We start from the raw sequence: 20,013 nt of genomic DNA on the forward strand, positions 1-20,013 counted from the left end.
CGGCGCCCAACATCGCTAGCTGCATGACTCGTTCCAGGGGTCGTGGTCGAGGAGTCTTCGCAGCATAGGGGCACCGCTTCGTCGTTCGAGTGGTGGGTGACGTCCCGTCGACCGGTGTCGTGCCACGGTCGGTGAGACCTGCGATGGAACTCACGGAATGGACCAGGTCTGCTGGAGGGATGGGGGACTTCCAGATCGGCTAGGACGAGGGTGACGGAAGACGGCGGGTGTTGATCAGCTCGATGGCGACCTGGCGCAGCTTGACGTTGTGCGTCGAGGAGAGCCGGGTCAGCAGGGCCATCGCGCGATCCGCATCGACGTCGTAGCGCTCCATCACCACACCGCACGCCTGACCGATCAGGGTGCGGGAGTCCAGAGCCGCCTCGTACTGGTCCAGCCTTTGCGCGGCCAGTACGGCGAGGGCGATGTGCGCCGCGAGAGCCATGCCCTCGGACTTGTCCTCAGCGCTGAACGCGTCGGCCTCGGTCGAGTACATGCTCAGAGCGCCGACGATGTCCTTGATCGTGAACAAGCGGAAGGTCAAGACGCTGCGCGCTCCCGTCGCCTCGTGAAGCGCCGCTCCCCACCTGCGCCAACGACCGTCGGCAGCAAGGTCGGGAACGTAGACCGTGTCCACGTGCCACAGCGTGTCGAGGGCAGGTCCTTCGCCGAGCTCGGCTTGCAGCCGGTCGCCCACCGCTGCTACCTCGTCACTGGCAGCCGGAGTCTCCACCCGCTGCTTGCCGTACACGAGCGAGATGCTCGCGGAGTGACATCCCTCCACATTCCGCACCAGCAGTTCGACGGCGCTCTTCACAGTGGCCGCGGGGTCACCTTGGTCCTGCATCTCTCGGGCAGCGGCCGCCATGCGGTCCGAGATCGATTCCTCACCCACGCCCCCAGCCTCTCACTCCAAGGTCTTGTTGGTCCACGCGAACCACGGTATCGGTCCACGGGGCCGTCTTCTCGACCCCGTGGACCTGGCAGAGCCCCAACGCGCGCTGGACGTGTTCCGCCTGGTACGGCTGTACCCACGTGACGTGGAACTACACTCGAGCGCTCAGCCTCGTGTGGGTGCGTCTCGGTCGTCCGCGCCTGCCGACAGAGAACACATGGTCATTGGCCCGCCTCGTCCATGGTGTTGAGGATGTTGACCCCGCGGAAGAGAGCGCTCGGACAGCCGTGGCTGACCGCCGCGACCTGGCCGGGCTGGGCCTTGCCGCAGTTGAAGGCGCCGCCGAGGACCCAGGTGTCGGGACCGCCGACGGCCTCCATCGAGCCCCAGAAGTCGGTGGTCGTCGCCTGGTAGGCGACGTCGCGGAGCATGCCGTCGAGCCGGCCGTCGGTGATCTTGTAGAACCGCTGGCCGGTGAACTGGAAGTTGAAGCGCTGCATGTCGATCGACCACGACTTGTCGCCGACCACGTAGATGCCCCGCTCCACGCGGGAGACGAGGTCGTCGGTGCCGAGATCGTCGGTGCCCGGCATCAGGGACACGTTGGCCATCCGCTGGATCGGGATGTGGCCGGGGGAGTCGGCGTAGGCGCAGCCGTTGGAGCGGCCGCCGTTGAGCTCGGGCTTGAGGTGGCCCATCGAGCGGTCCAGCTGGTAGCCCACCAGGACGCCGTCGCGGACGATGTCCCAGGCCTGGGTCTCCACGCCCTCGTCGTCGTAGCCGACGGTGGCCAGGCCGTGCTCCTGGGTGCGGTCGCCGCGCACGTTCATGACGGGCGAGCCGTAGCGCAGGGTGCCGAGCTTGTCGTAGGTCGCGAACGAGGTGCCGGCGTAGTTGGCCTCGTAGCCGAGCGCGCGGTCGAGCTCGGTGGCGTGACCGATCGACTCGTGGATCGTGAGCCACAGGTTGGACGGGTCGACGACCAGGTCGTAGGTGCCGGCCTCGACGGTGGGTGCCGTGAGCTTCTCCGCGAGCAGCTCGGGCACCTCGGCGAGCTCGGCGTCCCAGTCCCAGTGGCCGCCGGTGAGGTATTCCCAGCCGCGGCCGACCGGTGGGGCGATGGAGGCCATCGAGTCGAAGATCCCGGTCTGCGCGTCCTCGCCGGTCGCCTCGAAGCCCGGCTGGAGGCGCACCCGCTGCTGGGTGGTGCGGGTGCCGGACAGGTCGGCGTAGTACTTGTTCTCCTGGACCTGCTGCAGGAAGGCGGTCGCGTGCGCGACGGCCGCCCCGGCGCGCAGCCGCTCGGTCCAGTCGACCAGCAGCGCTCCCTTGTCCCGCGTGGGCACCTCGAGCGGGTTGAGGTCGTAGCCGGAGACCCAGGTGACGTCGTCGTGCACCGGCTCGGGGGCGAGCTCGACCGGGGTCGTGGTCATCGCGGCGGCGACCTTGGCCACCGTCACGGCGGTCTCCGCGACGCGGCGCGCCTCGTCGTCGGTCAGCACCACCCCGGACGCGAAGCCCCAGGCCCCGTCGTGGACGACGCGGACCGCGAAGCCGACGTCCTCGGCGTCGCTGGCCGTCTGGAGCACGCCGTCGCGGGCCCCGAGGTACTGGTAGCGGTTGCGCTCGAACCGGAAGTCGGCGTGGCTGGCGCCGAGCTCGGCGGCCCGGGCCAGGGCCACGTCGCCGAGGCGGCGGTGGGGCAGCTCGCTGAAGGTCGGGTCGAGCCCGGGCGCACTCATGGCACGAACCTAGCCGAGTCGGTCAGGCGAGGGAGAGCGAGGTGTGGCTGCCGTTGCGGCCGCGGTGGACCCGCAGCTGGGTGGGGATGCGGGTCTGGAGCTCGGGGACGTGGCTGACCACGCCGACGACCCGCCCGCCGTCGCGCAGGGTGTCGAGGGTGTCCATCACGTCCTCGAGCGTCTCGGCGTCGAGCGAGCCGAAGCCCTCGTCGACGAAGAGCGTGTCGAGGTCGGTGCCGCCCGCCTCCTGGGTGATCACGTCGGCGAGGCCCAACGCCAGCGCCAGCGACACGACGAACGTCTCGCCGCCGGAGAGCGTCGCGGGATCGCGGCTGTCGCCGGTCCAGTCGTCGCGCACCAGCAGGCTGAGCCCGCCGCGCCGCTCCCCGGCACCGCGCTGGCCGGAGTGGACGAGGGAGTAGCGCTGGTCGCTCATCGTGGAGAGCCGGAGGTTGGCGGCCTCGACCACCTGTCCGAGCCGGTGCGCGAGGACGTAGGCGGAGAGCCGCATCTGGTGGCGGTTGTCGGCGTGCTTGCCCTCGACGAGGGCCGCGAGGTCGGTGACGAGGTCGAGGTCGTCACGGACCGGCGCCCACGAGGCGAGGGCTCCCTCGATCTCGGCTCCGAGGTCGCGCAGGCGTCGTCCCTGCTCGTGCAGCCGAGCGGCCTCGTGGCGGGCCTGCCCGACCGCTTCCGTGGCCCGCTGATGGGCGAGGTCGAGGGCATCGAGGTCGGGAGCATCGGCCTCGCTCGCCTGCTGGAGCGTCTCGTCGGCGAGGAGGTCGCGCACCCGGGTCACCTCGCGCTCGTGGCGCTGCACCTCGTGCTCGAGCCGGGCGAGGTCGGACTCGGGCAGCCAGGCGGCGGCCCCGTCGTCGGACGACGCGAACCCGGCCCGCGCGGCCGCCCGGTCGGCCGCGTCCTGGGCACTGGCGGCCGTGGCGCGGGCCCGCGCGCACTCGGCTGCGAGGTCGGTGCAGCGTTGGGCGAGCTGCTCGACCCGCTGGTGGTGGGTGAGCAGGTCGTCGAGGTCGGACCCCTCGGGGACGACGGCCCCCACCTGCTCGCGGAGCGACTCCACGCGGGCCGCGAGCACCGCCGCCTCGGTGTCGAGGCGCGCCGCGGTCTCGGTCAGCGTCTCGCGCCGGCGGGCGAGGGACTCCTGCTCCTCGCGCAGGGCGGCGAGCTGATCGGTGAGCAGCTGGAGCGTCGCGGCGTCGGCGCGGGCGGTGTCGCGGCGTGCCCGCACGTCGCGCTCGTCGGCGAGCAGGCGCTCGGGCGTGCCTCCCGCCTCGGCGAGCGCCGCGGCGAGCTGGGACTCCAACCCGCGGACCTGCTGGGCGTGCGCCTCGACGACGACCTCGAGGTCGTCGACCTCCCGGCGCGCCTCGCGCTCGCTCGCCTCGTCGGGCGCCCCCGGCGCGGCGGCCGCGGGGGAGGGGTGGTCGGCGGAGCCGCACACGGGGCAGCAGGCGCCGACGGCGAGCTTGCGGGCGATCTCCGCCGCCATCCCGTCGAGACGCTGCTCGCGGATCTCGACGAGTGCCTCGCGGGCCAGCAGCCGGGCACCGGTGGCATCGGCGAGCGCCTGCTCGGCCTCGGCGAGGCCCGTCGCCAGCGTCTCGGCCGACCTCGCGGCGCGCAGTCGCGTGCCGATCACCGCGAGCTCCCGGTCGAGCGTGTCGGCGACCGCCACGGACTCACGGGCGGCGACGACGCGAGGCTCGATCTCGGCGACCGCGGCGGGCACGAGCGCCGCGCGCGCGTCGAGGCGGGTGAGGTCGGCGGCGACGTCGTCACGGCGTCGCCGGGCGCGGGCGAGCTCGTCAGCCAGGTCGGTCGCCTCGAGTTGGAGCGGCCGGACGCGGGCGAGGTCGGCGAGCGCGCGGGTGGCGGCCCGATGGTGCTCGGCCACCCGGAGGTCGTCGAGGTCGGTCGTGGCGAGCACCTCGGCGAGCGAGTCGAGGGCGCGTGCTCGTCGCTGGTCGAGGTCGTCGACGTGCGCGTGCGAGGACACCGCGAGGTCGTGGAGCGAGCGGACCGAGGCGGCACGCCGGGCCCGCTCGACCCGGCTGCGCCGGAGGTCGTGGTCGGGCGTGGCGTCCTCGAGGTCGGCCCAGTCCCGGCGCGCGGCGGCGTGGGTGGCGCGGAGGCGATGGAGCTCGGTGCCGGTGGCCCGCGCCTCGGCGGCGGCGCTCTCCGCGGCGACCGCGGCCTCGACGCGGGCCGACTGCGCGTCCGCGCTCGCGGTGGTGGCCTCGGTCAGTGCGGCGATCCACGCGCCGAGGCCCGCCGGGTCGGACGTCCAGTCGTCGGGGGCCGCGTCGCCGCCCACCTCGCTGACGCGGCTCACCAGGTCGGCGACCGTGGTCCGGTGGGCCTCGGAGGTGCGGCGCAGCTCGACCCGGCGATCGCGCAGCCACCGCTCGGAACGGTCGAAGCGTCCGGTCTGGAAGACCTGCTGCAGCAGGGCGTGGCGCTCCTCCGAGCGGGCGCGCAGGAAGGCCTGGAAGCGGCCCTGCGGCAGCAGCGCCACCTGGCAGAACTGCGGAAGCGTCATGCCGACCAAGCGCGTGACGAGGTGACCGGTCTCGTCGAGGCGGGTGCTGAGGGGGTGCCAGAGGTGCTCCCCGCGGCCGTCCGGCGCCGCGCGCCGCTCGGAGATCACCACGCGCGCCTGCTCGGTGGTCGTGCCGGAGCCGCGCTTCTTGGGCCGGGTCCAGGCAGGGGACCGGTCGATGCGGAACCGTCGTCCGGACAGGGTGGCCTCGAGCACCACCCGCGGGACCACGTCGTCGCTCGCGTGGTCGGAGCGCAGTCGCTTGGCCGTGGCCCGGTCGCCCGGGACGTCGCCGTAGAGCGCGAAGCAGACCGCGTCGAGGATGCTGGACTTGCCAGCGCCGGTGGGCCCGCTGAGCAGGAACAGGCCGGCGTCGGAGAGGGCGTCGAAGTCGATCGACACCGGGGCGGCGAACGGGCCGAACCCGACGACGTGCAGGTGGTGCAGCCTCACCCGGCACCACCCGGGGCCGGCGTCGGACCGGCCGCCGCGCCGACGAGGACGTCCTGGTCGGGATCGTGGCAGCACGCGTCGATCGCCTCGCGCAGCAGCGCGGACTCGGCGTCGGTGGCCCGGGACCCGCGCACGTGCTGGACGAAGTCGAGGGCGATGGCGTGGTCGCTGGTGCCGTCGGCCGGCCGGGCGGGCGCGCCGACCTGCGCGGCGGGGGTGGGGAACTGCAGCACGAGGGTGTGGGGGAAGCGTCGCCGCAGCTGCTCCATCGCGCGGGCGGGGCGGCGGTCGTCGGTGAGGACGGCCTGCACCCAGGCGTCCTCGTGGACGGCGAGGGTCGGGTCGGCGAGGAGGTCGGTCAGGGTGCCGGTGATCCGGGCCAGCCGCCGGGGCACCGGCGCGTCGATCCAGGTCGCGGAGCGCAGGCCGCGCGCGCCGAGCTCGACCAGCCACGACCCCTTGGCCTGGTCGGCCTCGGAGAAGGAGTAGGCCAGCGGCGAGCCGGAGTAGCGGAGGCCGTCGGCCAGGACGTGGGGGCCGTGGAGGTGTCCGAGCGCGGTGTAGTCGATGCCGTCGAAGACGCTGGTGGCGACCCGGGAGACGCCCCCGACGCTGATGTCGCGCTCGGACTCCGACGGCGTGGCGCCGGCGACGAAGGCGTGGGCGAGCACCACGCTGCGCGTCGTGGCGGGGCGGGCGTCGAGGTCGGCGCGCACCCGCCTCATCGCCTCGGTGAGTGCGGTCTCGTGGCTGCGGCGCCCGAGCGCCCAGGGCTCGAGCAGCGCGGACGGGTCGAGGTAGGGGATCGCGTGGAACGCCACGTCGCCGTGCTCGTCGGCGAGCACGACCGGCGTGCCGACCGAGGAGGCGTCGGTGCGGACGAACACGCCGGCGGCGTCCATCAGCCGCGAGCCGAAGCCGAGGCGGCGGGCGCTGTCGTGGTTGCCGCTGCTCACCACGACGCGGGCGCGGGAGGCCGCGAGCCGGGCGAACGCCTCGTCGGCGAGCGCGACCGCGTCGACGTGGGGGAGGGCGCGGTCGTAGACGTCGCCGGAGACCACGACGACGTCGACCCGCTCCGCCGCGACCACCTCGAGGAGGTGGTCGACGAACGCACCCTGGTGGCCCAGGAGTCCTTCGCGGTGGAAGGACCTCCCGAGATGCCAGTCGGAGGTGTGGAGGATGCGCACGGCACGACCGTAGATCGCGGCACCGACACGGCCGCGGCCCCACGCCGCCGGCGCGACGTGAGACGCCGCTCAGTAGCGCACGGTGCGGCCCGCCGAGGTGAACCCCCACAGGTCGATGCCGGCCTCGTCGGCGAGGCGGGCGGCGAGGCTCGTGGGGGCGCCCACCGCTGCGATCGAGCCGATGCCGACGGCCGCAGCCTTCTGCACCAGCTCGAAGCCCACCCGTCCGCTCAGGACCAGGCACGCGGCGGCGGGGGCCTCGCCGGCGAGCACGCGGGCGCCGATGACCTTGTCGACGGCGTTGTGGCGACCGACGTCCTCGCGCACCACCCGCAGCGCGCCGTCGGCGTCGGTGAGGCCTGCGGCGTGAACGCCGCCGGTGCGCGCGAAGAGCGTCTGTCGCTCGCGCAGCGCGTCCGGGAGGCGGCGGACGACGGAGGCGTCGGGGCGGGCGCCGGCCCAGGCAGCGCTCGTCCGGGTGGCGAGGGCGTCGGCGATGCTGTCCTTGCCGCACACACCGCACGCCGACGAGCCCGAGGAGGCGGCGTCGTGGCGGTGCGGCACCACGGGCTCACCCGACACGGTCACGGTGACGACGTTGTACTCCTGCTCGGGCGCGAGGTCGGCGTCCGTGCAGTAGGCGACCTGGGCGATCGACCCGGGGCGGGCCAGGCCCTCGGCGACCAGCCACCCCGCGGCGAGCTCGAAGTCGTGGCCGGGGGTGCGCATGGTCACCCACGCCCGCCTGGGCGCCAGCGCGCCCGACCGGACCCGGATCTCGAGCGGCTCCTCGGTGATCAGGCGGTCCTCACGGGCCGTCTCGGAGCCCGAGGCGTGCTCCACGACGCGGGTGCGGACCGAGGGTCCGGGGCGTCGCGATCGCTCGATGGTCACGCCTTCGAACCTACCTCCCGCGCGGGCGGGCGAGTGGGCGAGATCACGCCGGCGCCGATGGGGGCGCGTCGTGTCCGGCTCCGTATGCTGTAAGGGTCGCAACGGAGCGACAACTTCTTACATCCACTGTTCGAACGTGAGGGTCGGATGCCCTCGGACAAGGAACGAAACTCCATGAACCCGCAGCTGCACCTCGCGCTCAGCCTCGTCGACTCGCGTGCGCGCGCCGCCGAGGACCGCGCCCTCCTGCGCAACGTGGAGATCGCCCGTCGCGAAGAGCGCCGCGCCCGTCGCGCCGCGCGCCGCGGCACCCGCTGAGTCCCCGCGGGCACACGGCCCGCCGTCCACACCGTCGTGGACCCGCACCCTGCCCGAGCGCCGCTCTGGCAGGGTGGTCGTCATGACGGACGACACGGTGCGCAGCGTCGAGATCACCCGGATCGGGCCCGCCAGGTTCAAGGCCACCAACGCGCGTGGCGGTGAGACCTACTTCGGCACCGGGGGAGCGGACCCCGACTTCACCCCGGTCGAGCTGCTGCTCGCCGCCATCGCCGGGTGCAGCGCGCTCGACGTCGAGGCGATCACCCACAAGCAGACGAGCAGCACGACGTTCGACGTCCACGCCGAGGGCCGCAAGGTGCGCGACGCCGACGGCAACCACCTGACCGGGATCCGCGTGTCGTTCGACATCGCCTTCCCCGAGGGCCCCGACGGCGACGCCGCGAGCCACCGGGTGCAGTCGGCGATCGAGATGTCCCGCGACCGGCTCTGCACCGTCTCGCGGACCGTGCAGCTCGGCGAGGACGTGGTCTACGAGCCCGTCAGCCGACCGTGACGGTCTCGATGGTGACGTCCTTGTTGGGCGCGCCGCCGCCAGCCGGGTGGGCGCCGTCGTTGCCCTCGGCGGCGATCTTGTCGATGACCTCGAGTCCGGCCTCGTCGATCGTGCCGAACACCGTGTAGCTCGGCGGGAACTGCGAGTCGCGGAAGACCAGGAAGAACTGCGAGCCGTTGGTGTCCGGCCCGGCGTTGGCCATCGCGAGGGTGCCCGCCGGGTAGGTCTCGTCACCGCTCAGCTCGTCGGCGAAGGAGTAGCCGGCGCCGCCGGAGCCGGTGCCCGTCGGGTCGCCGCACTGCAGGATGCCGAAGCCGTCCTGGTCGCCGATGCGCGGGCAGGGCGTGTCGTTGTAGAAGCCCTGCTCGGCCAGCGACACGAACGAGTTCACGGTGCAGGGGGCCGAGCCCGCGTCGAGGGTCAGCCCGATGTCGCCGAAGTTGGTGATGATCGTCGCGGGCACGGTGCCGTCGGCCAGCGCCTCCGCCTCGGGGGGCTCGACGTCGCGGGCCGGCTCCTGGCCGTCCTCGGGGTACTCGCAGGTGGTCGTCTTGCCCGACGCCGACTCGCTGGGGGACTCGCTGGGGGACTCACTCGTCGACTCGCTGGTGGAGTCGGCGGCCGGGTCGTCCGCGCTCTGGTCGGCCTCGTTGCCGCAGCCGGCGAGGGCGAGGACGGACAGGCAGGCGGCCACAGTGGCGAGTCGCTTCAGCATGCCCACGATCGTAACGAGCCCCTCGTCACATCTCCTCATAGGTGTCCGGGTCGCCGCCGAACAGGCGCCCGTCGGACTCCCCGAGACGCGAGATGGCGGCCATCTCGTCGTCCGTGAGCTCGAAGCCGAACACGTCGAGGTTCTGCGCCTGGCGGGCCGGGTCGACGGACTTGGGGACGGGCAGTGAGCCGAGCTGGACGTGCCAGCGCAGGATGACCTGGCCCGGCGAGACGTCGTGCGCCTCGGCGGCCCCCCGGACGGCGTCCTCCGTCAGCGGCGCGCGACGCTTGCCCATCGGGCTCCACGCCTCGGTGCGGATGCCGAGCCGCTCGTGGACCTCGCGCATGTGCTCCTGCGGGAAGCGCGGGTGCAGCTCGATCTGGTTGACCGCCGGCGTGACGCCGGTGTCGTCGATGATGCGGGCGAGGTGCTCCTCGGTGAAGTTGGAGACACCGATCGAGCGGACCAGCCCGTCCTGCTGCAGCTGCACCAGGGCGCGCCACGCCTCGACGTACCGGCCCTGGCTCGGGTTGGGCCAGTGGATCAGGTGGAGGTCGGTGCGCTCGAGGCCGAGGCGGTCGAGCGACTCGCGCACGGACGCGATGGCGTCGTCGTAGTCGTGGTGCCGGCCCGGGATCTTGGTCGTCACGACGAGCTCGTCGCGGGGGACGCCCGAGCGACGGATGGCCTCGCCGACCTCGGTCTCGTTGTCGTAGTTGACCGCCGTGTCGATCAGGCGGTAGCCCGTCTCGATGGCGGAGAGGACCGCCGCGGTGCCGTCGTCGCCGACCAGCGGATAGGTGCCGAAGCCGATCGCGGGGATCGTCGTGCCGTCGTTGAGGGTGTAGGTCGGGGTGTCAGCCATGCGTCCCACCGTAGGCCGCAGGCGGGCGGGGGCGCAGGGGGGTGCGCCCGAGGACGCGGCGCCGGTCAGGGCGCCGGTCAGGGCGCGCCGCGGGGCTCCTCGTGGGCCGGACCGTCGGTGAGCTCGTCGACGACGAGCAGGTCGTGGCGCACCTGCCCGGCGCGGAACGACGCGCGCCCGACCATGTGGCTGGTCACCACGCTCGTCGCCATCTGCAGCAGCACGATCAGCGCGAGGACGCCCACCACACTGGGCTCGCGGAGCCGGAGGGCGACGCCGGTCATCACCAGCATGGTGCCGAGCACCTGGGGCTTGGTGGCCGCGTGCATCCGGCTGAGGAGGTCGGGCAGCCGCAGGACGCCGATCGCGGCGACGAGGGCGAGCAGCGCGCCCAGCAGGATGCACACGGCGGCCGCCACGTCGGCGACGTCGGTCCAGCTCATCGGGCACCCCCCGTGCTGCTCTCGTCGCGGTCGCCGGCCTCGATGTCGTCGCTGCGGCTGGCGTAGCGCGCGACGCTGACGGCGCCGACCATGCCGCAGCCCGCGAGGACCACCAGCATCGGGAGGGCGTACGTGGTGCCGCTGTGGGCGACGTAGAGGCCCGTCGCGGAGACGGTCACCGCGACGATCACGTCGAGCGCGACGCTGCGGTCGAGGATCGTCGGTCCGATGGTGAGCCGGACGAGCAGCAGCCCGGCGGCGGCCGCGAGCAGCCCCGCCGCGAGCACGAGCACGAGGGTCATGGCTGCTCCTGCGGGGTCGGTGCGGGGGTGGGCGTCCGGAGCGGCAGCGCGTGCAGGAGCCGTTGCTCCAGGTCGAGCGCGGTGCGGCGGAACGTCTCGGCCGCCTCCGCGTCGGGCACGTCGAGCACGTGCAGGTAGAGCGTGTGGGTCGAGCGTCGGGCCTCGACGACCACCGAGCCGGGGATGAGGGAGAGCATCGACGCGACCAGGGTCAACAGGAAGTCGGACTCGGTCTCCAGGTCGACCGCCACGACGGCGTTGCGCACCGGCCGGCGGCGCAGGACCACCCCGGCCACCTCGATGCTGGCCCGCACGATCTCGGCCAGGAAGTGGGCGATCACGCCGAGCAGCGGGATCGGGCGTACGCGCGAGCCCAGGTCGATCGGGGGCAGCGGGAAGGCGAGGCAGACCAGGACCGCCACGATCACCCCGCCCACGACGAGGAGCGGCGTCACGTCGCCCCACATCGCCAGCCACACGACGAGCAGCCAGGCGACCGCACGCGGCTGGACGGCCCGGTGCCGCGCGGGCCGGGTGCTGCCGTCGGGGCGGGTGCGCACCACCGGGCTCATGGCTGGTCCTCGGTGAGGACGGAGGAGAGGTAGGGCGTGCGCTCGTGCAGGTCGACGGCCGCACGGTCGCCGAGCGCGTAGAGCGGTCCGGCGATCACCGTCAGCAGCACGCTGGCCACGACCAGGCCGCTGGCCGGCAGCAGCATGCCCAGCGGCGAGGTGCGGCTGTCCTCGCCTGCCTGGATCAGGGTGTAGAAGTCGCGGTCGGGCTCGTTGTCGTCGCCGAGGCGTCGCGCCTCCTCGATGTCGCGCCTCGACACGCTGCCCGACGCGGTGTGCACGTGCCCGCGGTGCTGGAGGGCGGGCTGGCTGTCGTAGCCGGGGATCGGGTCGCCGCCGGTGTCACCGATGGCCTCGAGCGCCTCGTGGGCCTCGCGCGGCGTGCGCCAGAACGCGACGGTCCACGTCTTGGCGACCGCGTAGAGCGTGAGCAGGCTGGTCGCGGCGCCGGCGGCGACGAGCGTCCAGGCGAGCGGGCTGCCGTCGAGCTGGGCCGCCTGGAACAGCCCGACCTTGCCGATGAACCCGGAGAACGGCGGGATGCCGGCGAGGTTCATCGCCGGCACGAAGAACAGCACCGCCAGCACCGGGGCGAGGCGCGCGAGCCCGCCGATGCGCATCAGGGCCGTGCTGCCGGCTCGCCGCTCGACGAGGCCGAGCACCAGGAAGAGCGCCGTCTGGATGGTGATGTGGTGGACGACGTAGAACGTCGTGCCCGCGGTGCCCGCCCGGCTGTCGAGCGCGATGCCGAGGATGAGGTAGCCGATGTGGCTGACGAGAGTGAACGACAGCATGCGCTTGATGTCGGACTGGGCGATGGCGCCGAGGATGCCGATGATCATCGTGAGCAGCGCCGCCCACAGCAGCAGGCCGGTCAGCGGGCTGTCGGGGAAGAGGAGGGTCTGCATGCGCAGGATCGCGTAGACGCCGACCTTGGTCAGCAACCCGGCGAACACCGCGGTGACCGGCGCGGGGGCGGTCGGATAGCTGTCGGGCAGCCACAGCGACAGCGGGAACACGGCCGCCTTGATCGCGAACGTCGTCAGCAGCAGCAGCTGGATCATCAACGACACGTGGTCGGGCAGCTCCGCGAGCCGCTCGGCCAGGTGGGCGAGGGTGAGCGTCCCGGTGGCGGCGTAGGTGACCGCCAGGCTGATCAGGAACAGGGTCGAGGAGAGCAGGTTGACCAGCACGTAGATCGTGCCGGCCCGCACCCGCGCCGCGGTGCCGCCGAGGGTCAGCAGGACGTAGCTGGCGAACAGCAGCATCTCGAAGCTGACGAACAGGTTGAACAGGTCGCCGGCGAGGAACGCGTTGGCCACGCCCGCGACGAGCACCAGGAAGGTCGGGTGGTAGATCGAGATCGGCGCACCCTCCTCGTCCTCGGTCATGCCCTGCCCGACCGAGTAGGCGAGGACCGCGAGTGTCACGACGGCGCTGACGAGGAGCATGAGCGCGGCGAGCCGGTCGGCGACCAGGACGATGCCGATGGTCTCCGGCCAGGCGCCGATCCACACCGTCTGCGGACCGTGCTGGTCGGCCTGGTAGAGCAGCACCGCGGCGACCACGACGACGACGCTGAGCACGCCGAGGGCGAGCCAACGCTGGATGCGCGGGTGGTGCAGCAGCGCGAGCGACGCGCCGGCGCCGAGGATCGGCAGCAGCACCGGGAGCGGGACGAGGGCGTTCACTGTGACCTCATCTCGGCGGCGTCGGCGGCCAGCGGGTCGTCGTCGGGACCCTGGCCGAGGTCGCCGCTGGAGTCGTCGCCGGGGAAGTCGGAGGTGGTGGCGTCGTAGGCCTCGGACGTGACGTCGCGATGCGCGAGCCTGCGGATGGTGTCGTCCTCGATGTCGTCCTGCACGTCGTCGTGCCCGTTGAGCTGCCAGCTGCGGTAGGCCATGGCCAGCACGAACGCGGTGGTGGCGAGGGTGATGACGATGGCCGTGAGCACCATCGCCTGGGGCAGGGGGTCGGTGAGGCCCGTGGTGTCGCCGCCCTTGGTCACGATGGGCGCCCGGCCGGCGGGACCGCCGGCCACCATGAAGGACAGGCTGACGCCGTTGCCGATCATGACGAGGCCGATGAGCACCCGAGACAGGCTGCGCTCGAGGACGAGGTAGACGCCGCAGCCGAGCAGCGACGCCGCGATGAGGACGAGGGTGAGGTTGACGGTCATGCGTTCTCCGTCTCCGTGCGGCGCAGCTCGCGCTGGATGTCGCGGTCGATGTGGGACCCGAGCGCGCGCAGCAGGTCGAGGACGAGCCCGACGACCACGAGGTAGACGCCGACGTCGAAGAGGGCGGACGAGACCAGGTGCAGGTCGCCGAGGAGCGGCACGTGCAGGTCGATGACCGCGGACTGCAGCACGACGCCGCCGAACGCCAGGGGCAGCAGCGCGGCCAGCGCGGCGACGGCGAGTCCGCCGCCGATCAGGCGCCCGGCGTCCACCGGCGCGGCCTCGTCGAGCTCGTAGCGGCCGCCGGCCAGGTAGCGGATCACGAGGGCCAGACCGGTGGTCATGCCGGCCGCGAAGCCGCCGCCCGGGGCGTTGTGCCCCGCAAGCAGGAGGTAGACCGAGATCACGATCAGCGTGTGGAAGAGCAGCCGGACGATGACCTCGAAGACGATCGAGCGCTTCTCGGGCGCCAAGGTGCGCGAGCCCGGGAGCCAGGCTCGTCGACCGGGGGACGTCGCGACCTTCTTGACGCCCACGGGGAACGGGATGTCGTGGACGCGGCGGATGTCGGCTCCGCGGGCGTTGACGTAGACCAGGCTGGCCACACCGGTGGCCGCCGCCACCAGCACCGAGAGCTCGCCGAGCGTGTCCCACGCGCGGGTGTCGACGAGGATGACGTTGACGATGTTGCCTCCGCCGCCGAACTCGAGCGCCTGCTCGGGCAGCGTCAGCGAGACCGGGTCGCTGACGCGCGCCGCGCCCGCCATGAGGAGGAACCCGGCGACGACGACCGCCACTGCGAGCCCCAGTGCCATGCGGACCCAGCGCTGGGCGGTGAGCGGGCGGTCGGTGAAGTACTCGGGCAGCCGGCGCAGGGCCAGCACGAACACCACCACGGTCAGCGTCTCGACGAGCGCCTGCGTGAGGGCGAGGTCGGGGGCTCCCTGGAGGACGAACAGCAGTGCCGTGCCGTAGCCCGTCACGCTGACGAGCAGCACGGCCCGGATGCGGCGGCGCGACCGGGCGGTCAGCACGGCGGCGGCGACGATGATGACGCCGATGACGGCTTGGGCGGGGTTGTCCCACGCCTGCACGTCGACGTCGCCGAGGCCGCCGAGGAGCGTCGAGCCGGGAAGCACCACGAGGACGACGAGGATGATGCCGAGGTAGGCCGCCGCGGAGCCGCGCTGGACCACACCGGTGACCTCGACCGCGGTGCGGTCGAGCAGCCGCATCCCGCCGCGGTAGGCGCGTTCGAGGCTCCAGTCATGGGCAAGGGCGGCCTGGAGGCGGGCGACGGGCTCGCGGGCGACGAACAGGACGGCGCCGGCGGCGAGCGTGATCGCCGTCAGCAGCAGTGGCAGCCCCGTGCCGTGCCACAGGGTGAGCTCGGGCTCGTGGGCCCCGGGCGGGAACGCGTCGGCCTGCCCCGCGAGGAGCGAGGTGAGCGGCCCGCCGGAGGCGCCGAGCAGGAGCGACAGGGCGGCCAGCACGACGGGCGCGGCGACGAAGGCGGCGGAGGGGGAGTGGACCGACGGAGGGGACGCGACGTCGCGGTTGGCGAACGCGCCCCACAGGAACCGCGCGGAGTAGGCCGCGGTGAGGATGGAGCCGACGACCACGCCGGCGACCAGCAGCCATCCGTTGGCCGTGGTGATCCCCGTGCCGTCACCGTCGCGGGCGACGTCGACGAGGGCGACCAGGACGCTCTCCTTGGCGACGTAGCCCAGGAGCGGCGGGACGCCGGCCATCGAGGCGGCGGCGAGGGCCGCGGCACCGGCGAGGACGGGCATCCGGCGGGCCAGGCCGGTCAGCTCGCGCAGGTCACGGGTGCCGGTGCTGTGGTCGATGATCCCGACGACGAGGAAGAGCGTCGCCTTGAACAGCGCGTGGGCGAGCAGGAGCGCCAGGCCGGCCATCATCGCGCTGCGGGTGCCGGTGCCCAGCACGAGCACCAGGAAGCCGAGCTGGCTCACGGTGCCGTAGGCGAGCAGCAGCTTGAGGTCGTGCTGGCGCAGGGCGCGGACCCCGCCGAGCACCATGGTCGCGAGGCCGAGGACGACCAGCATGGTGCGCCAGCCCGTCACGGCGGCGAAGGCGGGCGCGAGCAGCGCGACGAGGTAGACGCCGGCCTTCACCATGGACGCCGCGTGCAGGTAGGCGCTCACGGGGGTGGGCGCCGCCATCGCGGACGGCAGCCAGAAGTGGAAGGGGAGGAGGGCCGACTTGCTGATCGCCCCAACAAGGAGGAGCTGCACGCCGAGAGTCACCGCCACGCCCGTGGGCGGGTCGGCGAGGATCTCGGAGATGCGGTAGGTCCCGGCGGAGTGGCCGACCAGGATCGCGCCGACGAGGAGCACCAGGCCGCCCAGCGTCGTCACCACGAGCGCCTGGATGGCGGCGCGCCTACTGGCCCGCCGGGCCGAGTCGTGACCGATCAGCAGGAAGGAGAAGACCGTGGTCAGCTCCCAGAACACGTAGAGCAGCAGCAGGTCGTCGGCCAGGACGAGGCCCAGCATCGAGGCCACGAACGCCACCAGCACGCCCGCGAAGCGAGGCACGCCGTCGTCGTCGTCGTCGAAGTACCAGGCGCAGTAGCCGAGGACGAGCGCACCGATGCCGAGCACGATGAGGGCCATCAGCCACTGCAGGGTGCCCATGGCGAAGGCGAGATCCATGCCGATGCTGCCGACCCACGGATGCACCTCGACGAGCATCTCGCCGTCGTGCACGGCGGGCGTCTGCGCGGCGACCCAGATCGCACCGGCGAGAGGTACCGCCGCCAGGGCCAGGAACACGCGCCGTCCGGCACGCAGCACGAGCCACGGCGATGCCACTGCCGCCGCCAGCAGCACGGCGATCAGCATCAGCACAAGCGGGGGTCCTCGTCGTCGGTGGCGGGTATCCCCAACCGTACAGGCGCTCTCGACCCGATCACGCCCGTGCGGGCGCCGGCGGACAAAGATGGGGGACGGACCCCATCTTCGGTGATCGCGCCCCGTCGGACGGGGGCTTCGGAGATGGAGGACCCCGGCCGCTACGGGGGAGGAGCGGTCGGGGTCTGAGACCAGAATAGCGACCCGCGACCCCCCGTTGGGGTGATCGTGAGGCGGCTCACCCCGTCAGGGGTGTGGTCCCGGCCACGCACGCTGGAGTCGGCCCGGCTACCGGATCCGCCGGTCGACGGCGATCCAGTTGGTCTCCCAGGTCACGCCGCCGTCGTCGGAGAACGCCTGCTCGAACCGCGCGGTGTCGCGGCCCATGCGGAAGACGAGGAACCGCACCTCGATCGATCGTCCGTCGAGCTGGTCCTGGCCGTAGAACTCGCCGACCCCGTCGTCGCGGAAGCCGCCGTAGACCGATGGCGTGAGGAGGCCGTCACGCATGTTGACGAATGTCGAGCTCCAGCGATCGGCCTGCGGTTCGTACAGACGCAGGTTGAGGCCCTCGATGCGGCCCGCCTCGCCGGAGACGTCGAGCTCGACGACGTTGGCCCGACCGCCCATCAACGCTCGCACGACGCTCCGCCCCCGGAACCGCAGCCACTCCTCCGACCCGGAGAGCGGATCGGCCAGCACGCGTACGTCGGTGCGCCACACCCCGAGCTCCCAGTCGAAGTCATGGCGCCCGTCTGACGTGGCGGCGGCAGGGACGGGCGCCGCGGGCTGCCCGGTGGCGGCCGTCGCGGTCAACAGGACCGCCGCGAGGGCGGTGACCAGCATCCGCCGAGGTGCCAGGATCCTTCTGAGGGAGAGGTTCATAGACCGAGCATCCGAGCGGAGCGAGACCATGGACAAGAACGCACCTTCAGGTAACGCCCACTCGTCGCGGCCCAACCCACTGCCCGGGTGTCCGATGGCCGCGGCGTTCGCGGCGGTCGGCGGCAAGTGGAAGCTGACCTTGATCTACTGGCTGGCGCACGGTGAGTCGCACTTCGCCGGACTGCGCCGCCACGCTGAGCCGATCACACCGAAGGTGCTTGCCGAGCAGCTCCGCGAGCTGCAGGCCGACGGACTGGTCGAGCGGACCGAGACCGGGCCGGTGCCCGCACCCGTCGTCTACCGCCTGACGCCCTACGGCGCCACGGTGCTGCCGGTCGTGGAGAGCGTCCGGCTGTGGGGGGAGTCCCACCTCGAGCGCACCGGCGGGCCGACCCGCGACGATGCGATGGCGTGCGGTCGGGTGGTCGCCTGATCCGCTCCACACCGGACCCGTGCCGGCGGGTGCGCCCTTGCCGGCCCGGGCCTGCTCAGCGACGCCCGACCTGCCGGGTGAGGAACGCCGCTGCCGAGTCGACCGCCCGCGCGGCGGTGGGGTCGGTGAGGTGGTCGTGATGGAAGACGTGGGTGGCGCCCGCGTACACCTCGAGCGCGACGTCGACGTCCGCGGTCGCGGCGAGGGTGGCGAGGCGGGTGCTGTCGTCGAGCAGGACCTCCCGCGAGCCGACCTGGAGCAGGAGCGGGGGCAGTCCCCGCAGGTCGGCGAGCAGGGGGCTCGCGCGCCGGTCGTTGCCGTCGCCTCCGGCGAGGTAGGTCTCCGCGTACGCCATGATGTCGGCGGCGTCGAAGACCGGATCGGCCTCCTCCTTGCCCGTCAGGCTCGCCCCGGAGAGCGTGAGGTCGAACCATCCGGACAACGCGACCACGCCGGCCGGGAGGTCCAGCCCGGCGTCGCGCGCGGCGACCACGGTCGCCAGCGCGAGTCCGCCACCCGCCGAGTCGCCCGCGAGCACCAGGCGCGCCGGGTCGACGTCGAGGAGCAGCTGACGGTAGGACGCGAGCACGTCGTCGGTCGCGGCGGGGAAGGGGGCCTCCGGAGCGAGTCGGTAGTCGAGGGAGACGGCGCGCAGCCCGGCCCGCGCGGCGAGCGCGGCGGCGAGCGGGACGCCCGTGTGCGCCGAGCCCACCGCGTATCCGCCACCGTGCAGGTAGAGCAGCGTCCCGGCCGGCGGTTCGGACCCCGGCACCGTGATGGCGACGGCCGGCACGCCGCCGATGGTGGTCTCGGTGGTGCGGGTGCCCTCGGGCAGCGGCCGGTGGCCGAAGGAGGCGTAGAAGGAGCGGATCCCGGCGAGCGACTTCTGGTCCATCGGTTCTCCTGGGGTGGGGTCGGGGTAGGCATGGGAAGATGCATTCCATGGAAGATAAAGCGGATTCCCGGGAATCTATTCCGGGGGAGGTGGACGGGGCGCGGCTGCTCGACGACCTCGTCCGTGTCGAGGTGCGGCTCTACGCGGTCGTCGACGCTCGTCTCCGGTCCGCGGGCGGGCACGGCCTCGGCAGGCTCGAGGTGCTGCGCGCGGTCGCGCGGGTGCCCGGCTGCCGGGTCGCCGACGTGGCCGGCCAGCTCGGCATCACTGTCGGTGCGGCGAGCAAGGCGGTCGATCGCCAGGTCAGGGACGGACTCGTGGAGCGCCTGCCCCACCCCGAGGACGGGCGCTCGTCGATCCTCGAGCTGACCACGTCGGGCCGAGCGGCCCTCGACGACCTCGAGCCGTTGCTCGACCGCATCACTGCTGAGGTCTTCGCGGCCTCAGGCGTCGAACCGGCCGAGCTGCAGCGCCTGGGACGCACGCTCCGGGATCTGCGCTCCTCCTTGGCGGCCCTCTGACGAGGGCGACCTACGCCGGGGGACTGCGCGGGGCGGGCGCCGCGCCGGGTCGCCCGCGGTGGCGCTGGGTCGTGCGCCCCAGCCGCGGCACGGCGCTGGGGGAGGAGGGGTCGGCGGCGGTGGGCCGCTCGGACATGCGGTGCCTTTCGTCGATCGTCGAGGCACCGATCGTCGCCCGGCTCGGCTGAAGCGTCGTCCGCCGAGGGGCGGTGGGGCTCACGCACATCGGCGTAGCCGGTCACGCTCTGAGGCGCAGCCGTGAACGCCCTCGGGCGATTGGCCTGCTGTCCCGGCCATCGCAGTGCCACTCGCCCTGACGGGGCGGAGGCAAGTGGGTGGGTCAGCCCGAAGAGGGAGGTGAACCAGCCGGGGTGCGCAGCAGCGTTCTGCCGTTGGCCCGCCGCAGGTAGTCGCGCACGGCGTCCCGGCTGAGCGTGAGGCAGGCGATGCGGCGTTCGAGCCGCTCGGCCTCCTCGCCGAGGAGTGCCCGCACCTCGGTGTCGGCCCCGACGTCGACCGACCGGGACCTCTCGAGCAGCACGCCGATGAGACGAGTAGGAAGGCCAGAACGGATGAGGCTGCTGACAAGCGTTGCGCGCTCGACGTCGTCCTCTGTGTAGGAGCGGTAACCGTTGCGCTCTCGACCTGGCGCGAGCAAGCCCTGCTGCTCGTAGTAGCGCAGCATCCGCACCGACACCTGGGTGCGCTGGGAGAGCTCTCCGATTCGCATGCGCATCCTCCTTGACCCTGACACCGGT

General features: G+C 73.0%; 20 protein-coding genes and 1 pseudogene. 4 read left to right on the forward strand and 17 right to left on the reverse strand.

Annotation, left to right across the window (positions count from 1 at the left end; all coding sequences use genetic code 11):
- Positions 1-199: 199 nt before the first annotated feature.
- From AC54T2_RS18845 to AC54T2_RS18870, 6 genes and pseudogenes are all read right to left on the reverse strand, one after another.
- Positions 200-895 (reverse strand): GAF and ANTAR domain-containing protein, encoded by a 696-nt coding sequence (locus AC54T2_RS18845; protein WP_186342223.1) that lies wholly within the window; start codon positions 893-895, stop codon positions 200-202.
- A 221-nt stretch (positions 896-1,116) separates the two neighbouring features.
- Positions 1,117-2,637, reverse strand: coding sequence for a TldD/PmbA family protein (locus tag AC54T2_RS18850; protein ID WP_496666940.1), 1,521 nt, complete (start codon positions 2,635-2,637; stop codon positions 1,117-1,119).
- A 22-nt stretch (positions 2,638-2,659) separates the two neighbouring features.
- The gene (locus tag AC54T2_RS18855; RefSeq protein WP_496666965.1) at positions 2,660-4,147 is read right to left on the reverse strand and encodes an SbcC/MukB-like Walker B domain-containing protein; all 1,488 of its coding nucleotides are present in this window, start codon (positions 4,145-4,147) and stop codon (positions 2,660-2,662) included.
- Positions 4,148-5,116: 969 nt separating this feature from the next.
- Positions 5,117-5,725: pseudogene (locus tag AC54T2_RS18860) on the reverse strand (AAA family ATPase); the annotation flags it as partial.
- Complete coding sequence (locus AC54T2_RS18865) at positions 5,647-6,840, reverse strand: exonuclease SbcCD subunit D (RefSeq protein ID WP_496666941.1); 1,194 nt, start codon at positions 6,838-6,840, stop codon at positions 5,647-5,649. The gene AC54T2_RS18865 and the pseudogene AC54T2_RS18860, both read right to left, overlap by 79 nt.
- 69 nt (positions 6,841-6,909) lie before the next feature.
- On the reverse strand, positions 6,910-7,734 hold the full coding sequence (locus tag AC54T2_RS18870) for a formate dehydrogenase accessory sulfurtransferase FdhD (protein ID WP_489976894.1): 825 nt from the start codon (positions 7,732-7,734) through the stop codon (positions 6,910-6,912).
- A gap of 174 nt (positions 7,735-7,908) precedes the next feature.
- On the opposite strand from AC54T2_RS18870, the gene AC54T2_RS18875 reads away from it, so the two are divergent.
- Positions 7,909-8,052 carry a hypothetical protein gene (locus AC54T2_RS18875; protein ID WP_186342219.1) on the forward strand — a complete coding sequence of 48 codons (144 nt, stop codon included), beginning with the start codon at positions 7,909-7,911 and terminating at the stop codon, positions 8,050-8,052.
- An 82-nt stretch (positions 8,053-8,134) separates the two neighbouring features.
- A complete protein-coding gene (locus AC54T2_RS18880) occupies positions 8,135-8,569 on the forward strand; it encodes an OsmC family protein (protein WP_489976895.1) in 435 nt (144 codons plus the stop codon).
- Here AC54T2_RS18880 and AC54T2_RS18885 read toward each other — a convergent pair.
- The 9 genes from AC54T2_RS18885 to AC54T2_RS18925 all read right to left on the reverse strand — a co-directional run bounded on the left by AC54T2_RS18885 (position 8,556) and on the right by AC54T2_RS18925 (position 17,406).
- Positions 8,556-9,284 (reverse strand): peptidylprolyl isomerase, encoded by a 729-nt coding sequence (locus tag AC54T2_RS18885; RefSeq protein WP_186342217.1) that lies wholly within the window; start codon positions 9,282-9,284, stop codon positions 8,556-8,558. The two genes, AC54T2_RS18880 and AC54T2_RS18885, sit on opposite strands and share 14 nt — an antisense overlap.
- Before the next feature lie 25 nt (positions 9,285-9,309).
- Positions 9,310-10,149 carry an aldo/keto reductase gene (locus tag AC54T2_RS18890; protein ID WP_496666942.1) on the reverse strand — a complete coding sequence of 280 codons (840 nt, stop codon included), beginning with the start codon at positions 10,147-10,149 and terminating at the stop codon, positions 9,310-9,312.
- A 77-nt stretch (positions 10,150-10,226) separates the two neighbouring features.
- The gene (gene mnhG / locus AC54T2_RS18895) at positions 10,227-10,592 is read right to left on the reverse strand and encodes a monovalent cation/H(+) antiporter subunit G (RefSeq protein ID WP_186342215.1); all 366 of its coding nucleotides are present in this window, start codon (positions 10,590-10,592) and stop codon (positions 10,227-10,229) included.
- Positions 10,589-10,894, reverse strand: a complete 306-nt coding sequence (locus AC54T2_RS18900; protein WP_186342214.1) for an MrpF/PhaF family protein — start codon at positions 10,892-10,894, stop codon at positions 10,589-10,591. The genes mnhG and AC54T2_RS18900 overlap by 4 nt, the downstream gene beginning before the upstream one ends.
- On the reverse strand, positions 10,891-11,466 hold the full coding sequence (locus AC54T2_RS18905; protein WP_186342213.1) for a Na+/H+ antiporter subunit E: 576 nt from the start codon (positions 11,464-11,466) through the stop codon (positions 10,891-10,893). The genes AC54T2_RS18900 and AC54T2_RS18905 overlap by 4 nt, the downstream gene beginning before the upstream one ends.
- Positions 11,463-13,157: a Na+/H+ antiporter subunit D gene (locus AC54T2_RS18910; protein WP_186342212.1), complete on the reverse strand. Its 1,695-nt coding sequence runs from the start codon at positions 13,155-13,157 to the stop codon at positions 11,463-11,465. The genes AC54T2_RS18905 and AC54T2_RS18910 overlap by 4 nt, the downstream gene beginning before the upstream one ends.
- The gene (locus AC54T2_RS18915) at positions 13,154-13,645 is read right to left on the reverse strand and encodes a Na(+)/H(+) antiporter subunit C (RefSeq protein ID WP_186342211.1); all 492 of its coding nucleotides are present in this window, start codon (positions 13,643-13,645) and stop codon (positions 13,154-13,156) included. The genes AC54T2_RS18910 and AC54T2_RS18915 overlap by 4 nt, the downstream gene beginning before the upstream one ends.
- Positions 13,642-16,512: a Na+/H+ antiporter subunit A gene (locus tag AC54T2_RS18920; protein WP_496666966.1), complete on the reverse strand. Its 2,871-nt coding sequence runs from the start codon at positions 16,510-16,512 to the stop codon at positions 13,642-13,644. Before AC54T2_RS18920 ends, AC54T2_RS18915 begins: the two co-directional genes overlap by 4 nt.
- A 297-nt stretch (positions 16,513-16,809) precedes the next feature.
- Complete coding sequence (locus AC54T2_RS18925; RefSeq protein WP_206054355.1) at positions 16,810-17,406, reverse strand: hypothetical protein; 597 nt, start codon at positions 17,404-17,406, stop codon at positions 16,810-16,812.
- Positions 17,407-17,500: 94 nt separating this feature from the next.
- Here AC54T2_RS18925 and AC54T2_RS18930 point away from each other — a divergent pair, with 94 nt between their 5' ends.
- Positions 17,501-17,839 carry a winged helix-turn-helix transcriptional regulator gene (locus tag AC54T2_RS18930; protein WP_206054354.1) on the forward strand — a complete coding sequence of 113 codons (339 nt, stop codon included), beginning with the start codon at positions 17,501-17,503 and terminating at the stop codon, positions 17,837-17,839.
- A gap of 55 nt (positions 17,840-17,894) precedes the next feature.
- On the opposite strand, the gene AC54T2_RS18935 is transcribed toward AC54T2_RS18930, so the two are convergent.
- The gene (locus AC54T2_RS18935; RefSeq protein WP_496666943.1) at positions 17,895-18,734 is read right to left on the reverse strand and encodes an alpha/beta hydrolase; all 840 of its coding nucleotides are present in this window, start codon (positions 18,732-18,734) and stop codon (positions 17,895-17,897) included.
- 47 nt (positions 18,735-18,781) lie between these two features.
- Here AC54T2_RS18935 and AC54T2_RS18940 point away from each other — a divergent pair, with 47 nt between their 5' ends.
- Entirely contained in the window at positions 18,782-19,255 is a 474-nt protein-coding gene (locus tag AC54T2_RS18940; RefSeq protein WP_496666944.1) for a MarR family winged helix-turn-helix transcriptional regulator, read from the forward strand.
- Between the two features lie 340 nt (positions 19,256-19,595).
- Here the strand turns inward: AC54T2_RS18940 and AC54T2_RS18945 are convergent, their stop codons facing one another.
- Positions 19,596-19,985 (reverse strand): MerR family transcriptional regulator, encoded by a 390-nt coding sequence (locus AC54T2_RS18945; RefSeq protein ID WP_186342207.1) that lies wholly within the window; start codon positions 19,983-19,985, stop codon positions 19,596-19,598.
- Positions 19,986-20,013: the final 28 nt, after the last annotated feature.

It is taken from the genome of Nocardioides sp. Z35_8 (genome assembly GCF_059621125.1).

Bases quoted from the DNA above. Each gene is read 5' to 3' on its own strand.
- AC54T2_RS18850 (WP_496666940.1), bottom strand. From the start codon at position 2,637: ATGAGTGCGCCCGGGCTCGACCCGACCTTCAGCGAGCTGCCCCACCGC.
- AC54T2_RS18855 (WP_496666965.1), bottom strand. From the start codon at position 4,147: ATGGCGGCGGAGATCGCCCGCAAGCTCGCCGTCGGCGCCTGCTGCCCC.
- AC54T2_RS18875 (WP_186342219.1), top strand. From the start codon at position 7,909: ATGAACCCGCAGCTGCACCTCGCGCTCAGCCTCGTCGACTCGCGTGCG.
- AC54T2_RS18880 (WP_489976895.1), top strand. From the start codon at position 8,135: ATGACGGACGACACGGTGCGCAGCGTCGAGATCACCCGGATCGGGCCC.
- AC54T2_RS18885 (WP_186342217.1), bottom strand. From the start codon at position 9,284: ATGCTGAAGCGACTCGCCACTGTGGCCGCCTGCCTGTCCGTCCTCGCC.
- AC54T2_RS18890 (WP_496666942.1), bottom strand. From the start codon at position 10,149: ATGGCTGACACCCCGACCTACACCCTCAACGACGGCACGACGATCCCC.
- mnhG (WP_186342215.1), bottom strand. From the start codon at position 10,592: ATGAGCTGGACCGACGTCGCCGACGTGGCGGCCGCCGTGTGCATCCTG.
- AC54T2_RS18900 (WP_186342214.1), bottom strand. From the start codon at position 10,894: ATGACCCTCGTGCTCGTGCTCGCGGCGGGGCTGCTCGCGGCCGCCGCC.
- AC54T2_RS18905 (WP_186342213.1), bottom strand. From the start codon at position 11,466: ATGAGCCCGGTGGTGCGCACCCGCCCCGACGGCAGCACCCGGCCCGCG.
- AC54T2_RS18915 (WP_186342211.1), bottom strand. From the start codon at position 13,645: ATGACCGTCAACCTCACCCTCGTCCTCATCGCGGCGTCGCTGCTCGGC.
- AC54T2_RS18920 (WP_496666966.1), bottom strand. From the start codon at position 16,512: ATGCTGATCGCCGTGCTGCTGGCGGCGGCAGTGGCATCGCCGTGGCTC.
- AC54T2_RS18925 (WP_206054355.1), bottom strand. From the start codon at position 17,406: ATGAACCTCTCCCTCAGAAGGATCCTGGCACCTCGGCGGATGCTGGTC.
- AC54T2_RS18930 (WP_206054354.1), top strand. From the start codon at position 17,501: ATGGCCGCGGCGTTCGCGGCGGTCGGCGGCAAGTGGAAGCTGACCTTG.
- AC54T2_RS18935 (WP_496666943.1), bottom strand. From the start codon at position 18,734: ATGGACCAGAAGTCGCTCGCCGGGATCCGCTCCTTCTACGCCTCCTTC.
- AC54T2_RS18940 (WP_496666944.1), top strand. From the start codon at position 18,782: ATGGAAGATAAAGCGGATTCCCGGGAATCTATTCCGGGGGAGGTGGAC.
- AC54T2_RS18945 (WP_186342207.1), bottom strand. From the start codon at position 19,985: ATGCGAATCGGAGAGCTCTCCCAGCGCACCCAGGTGTCGGTGCGGATG.